The sequence below is a fragment of the Marinactinospora thermotolerans DSM 45154 genome (assembly GCF_900167435.1).
Taxonomy (GTDB): Bacteria; Actinomycetota; Actinomycetes; order Streptosporangiales; family Streptosporangiaceae; genus Marinactinospora; species Marinactinospora thermotolerans.
In genome coordinates this window covers 1-3240 of record NZ_FUWS01000031.1, presented here as the reverse complement: position 1 = coordinate 3240, position 3240 = coordinate 1, and the positions used below count along the sequence as shown (strand labels likewise).

4 protein-coding genes and 1 rRNA gene are annotated in these 3240 nt (G+C 67.4%); 4 read left to right on the top strand and 1 reads right to left on the bottom strand.

Going from position 1 to position 3240, the window contains the following annotated elements; translation table 11 throughout:
- Positions 1 to 132: 132 nt before the first annotated feature.
- Entirely contained in the window at positions 133 to 423 is a 291-nt protein-coding gene (locus B5D66_RS24800; RefSeq protein ID WP_078764249.1) for a hypothetical protein, read from the bottom strand.
- 142 nt (positions 424 to 565) lie between these two features.
- Between B5D66_RS24800 and B5D66_RS24795 the strand changes: the two genes are divergently transcribed.
- The 4 genes from B5D66_RS24795 to B5D66_RS24780 form a co-directional block, all read left to right on the top strand.
- A complete protein-coding gene (locus B5D66_RS24795; RefSeq protein WP_078764248.1) occupies positions 566 to 979 on the top strand; it encodes a coenzyme B12-dependent isobutyryl CoA mutase small subunit in 414 nt (137 codons plus the stop codon).
- 124 nt (positions 980 to 1103) lie between these two features.
- Positions 1104 to 1220: ribosomal RNA gene (rrf, locus tag B5D66_RS24790) — 5S ribosomal RNA — on the top strand.
- 169 nt (positions 1221 to 1389) lie between these two features.
- Positions 1390 to 2166 carry a sulfite exporter TauE/SafE family protein gene (locus B5D66_RS24785; protein WP_078764247.1) on the top strand — a complete coding sequence of 259 codons (777 nt, stop codon included), beginning with the start codon at positions 1390 to 1392 and terminating at the stop codon, positions 2164 to 2166.
- A gap of 257 nt (positions 2167 to 2423) precedes the next feature.
- Positions 2424 to 3240: ATP-grasp domain-containing protein (locus B5D66_RS24780; protein WP_078764246.1), on the top strand; the 817-nt coding region annotated here is incomplete at its 3' end.

Below are 3240 nucleotides of genomic sequence, written 5' to 3'. Positions count from 1 at the left end.
GAGAGGGGGCGGGCATGGTTTCCTGGCCGGTGACTATAGAGCGGGGTTCCTGCCTCTGGGGTGGGGGCCGAAACAGCGCCGGCAACGTGGCAGGCTCCAACGACGGGAACCAGAGGCGTCTCGCCGCCAGGATCAGGAGGACTCCTCGTGGCGGATGAGGTAGTCGAGGTAGAGCGGGCGTAGCGCTTCCTGGAGGCCGCGGTCGCCCTCGCGTTCGGCGACGATCTGGGAGAAGAGCGTCGAAGCATGGGCCACGCCGGCCTCGCCCGCCTGAGGGCGCCCCGCGGCGACCTCCGCCGCGGGGATCGTGCGGATCAGCTCCCAGAAGAAACCGGCGTCCCAGCGACGTTGGGCAAGGGAGACGGCGCGTCGGCGGAGTTCCTCGGTGGGAAGTCGTTCCAGTTCGGCATGGTCGTCTGTCATGTCCCGACCAATACCCAGCCCCTGCTTCTCTAGCCCCAGCGTGATCTGGGTTACGCTGCGGTGTGCACAGGAGTTCACTGATCGGCTCTCTCCGCGCTCTCACGAGGAACGAGGAGGGAGATGCTGGACGAGAGGTCGGCCAATGGGAGCGTCATCAGCGATTCGGGTCGTCGTCGCGAAGCCGGGGCTCGACGGGCACGATCGGGGCGTCAAGGTCGTGGCCCGGGCGCTGCGGGACGCGGGGGTCGAGGTCATCTACACCGGGCTGCGCCAGACCCCGGAGATGATCGTGAGCGCGGCCCTTCAGGAGGACGCCGACGCCATCGGGCTGTCGATCCTCTCCGGCGCGCACATGACGTTGTTCGCCAGGGTCCTGGAGCTGTTGAAGGAGAACGACGCCACCGACATCACGGTGTTCGGCGGGGGCATCATCCCCGAGGACGACATCCCGGAGCTGGAGCGGCTCGGTGTCGCGAAGGTGTTCACGCCCGGCGCGACCACCTCGGAGATCACCGACTGGGTGCGCATGAACATCGGCGGGGGACTGGCGGCCTGAACCTGGAGCGCCTCGTGGCCGGAGCGATGGTCACGGGCACCGCGCGGCTGCGCTATAGTTGTTCTTGCACATGACGCTTCCCCGGCGGGGATCCTCCCGGATCCACTCGTCGCGGGCTCAAGGTTACGGCGGTCATGGCGGGAGGGAAACACCCGGTCCCATTCCGAACCCGGTCGTTAAGCCTCCCAGCGCCGATGGTACTGCCTCCATGTTGGGGTGGGAGAGTAGGTCGCCGCCGGACATCTTCTCGGTCGAGGCCGGACCCTCAGGGTCCGGCCTCCCGTGTTTCCAGGGGACCTGGCGCGAGTCCGTCTCCAGGCTGCTCGTTACACTCCACTTCTTGTGACTCTTGACGTTCTTCCCTATTCGGGATCTTTTGTCCTTCTCTGTGCTTTTCCCGGGTGGGGATGATGGAGCCGGAGATCATCGCCGTCCTGCTGACCGCGGCCGCCGCTGCGGGCTGGGTCGACGCGGTCGTCGGGGGCGGAGGGCTCCTCCTGCTGCCCGCCCTGCTGGTGGCGTTTCCCCACGCCCCGGTCGCGAACCTGCTGGGAACGAACAAGCTGGCCGCCGTGTTCGGCACGGCGTCGGCGGCCGTGACCTATTCGCGGGGACTGAAGCTGGAGCGCCGCGTCGTGGGTCCGGCCGCTGGGCTGGCGCTGTTGGGGGCGGGCTCGGGGGCGGCGCTGGCCGGGATGGTCTCCTCCGACGCGCTGCGGCCGATCATCATGGTCGTACTGCTCGTGGTGGCGGCCGTCGTCCTGTTCAGGCCCACGCTGGGGGTGGCGGCGGACCCCACGTTGCCGTCCACGCGCCGGATGGTCGCGGCGGTCCTCGTCACCGGGGTCGGCATCGGTTTCTACGACGGGCTCATCGGGCCCGGGACCGGAACGTTCCTCATCATCGCGTTGACGACCATCACGGGCCTGGACTTCGTCTCGGCGTCGGCCTCGGCGAAGATCGTGAACACCGCGACCAACCTCGGAGCCCTCGTGGTGTTCGCCCTGAACGGGCACATCCTGTGGCTGCTCGGACTGGGCCTGGCTGTGTGCAATATCATCGGCGCGCAGATCGGGGCGCGTATGGCGCTCAGACGTGGTGCCGGCTTCGTGCGGATCGTCCTGCTCGTGGTCGTGGTGGGGCTCATCGCGAAACTGGGCTGGGAGGAGTTCGGCCACCTGGTGTGAAACCGGATGTGATGCTTCACACGAATTCTCAGTGCATATGTCGGGCCGCTGGCGGGAATCCGTGGGTTTCCGGGCTGGAGTGACTGGTCACGCTGCCCCAGTGTCATCTGTCAAGACCCGAGAGGGCTAAGCTTCCGCATGGTGCGGATGGCTTCTTCGACGTATCTTCCAACGCGGCCGGCCCTGACAAGGTTCCGCGCTGAGTGACGCGGCCTCCGCCGAAATCTGCTGCCAGCGAGTTACAAGGACGGACCCTCGTGGACCTGTTCGAATACCAGGCGAAGGAACTCTTCGCGGAGTATGGGGTCCCGGTACCCCAGGGAAAGGTGGCGAGCACAGCCGAAGAGGCTCGTGCCATCGCCGAAGAATTCGCGGCCGCGGGTAAGCCCCGCGTTGTCGTCAAGGCGCAGGTCAAGACGGGCGGTCGCGGCAAGGCCGGCGGTGTCAAGGTTGCCGACGGCCCCGAGGACGCCCAGGCCAAGGCCGAGCAGATCCTGGGCATGGACATCAAGGGCCACACGGTCCACCGCGTCCTGGTCGAGGAGGCCAGCGCGATCGCGGAGGAGTACTACTTCTCCTTCCTGCTCGACCGGGCGAACCGCACCTTCCTCTCCATCTGCTCCAAGGAGGGCGGCATGGAGATCGAGGAGGTCGCCCACACCAACCCCGAGGCCGTCGCCAAGATCGAGATCGACGCCCTGAAGGGCGCCCCGGCCGACGTCGCCGCCGAGATCGTGGCCAAGGGCAAGCTCCCCGAGGCCGCGGCCCAGGGCGCCGCCGAGATCATCACCAAGCTGTGGGACGTCTTCGTCGGCAAGGACGCCACGCTGGTCGAGGTCAACCCGCTCATCCTCACCGAGGACGGCCGCGTGGTCGCCCTGGACGGCAAGGTGACGCTGGACGAGAACGCCGAGTTCCGCCAGGACCTGGAGAGCCTCGCCTCCGCCGCCGAGGGCGACCCCCTCGAGGTCAAGGCCAAGGCGAAGGGTCTGAACTACGTCAAGCTCGACGGTGAGGTCGGCATCATCGGTAACGGTGCCGGTCTGGTCATGTCGACGTTGGACGTGGTGGCCT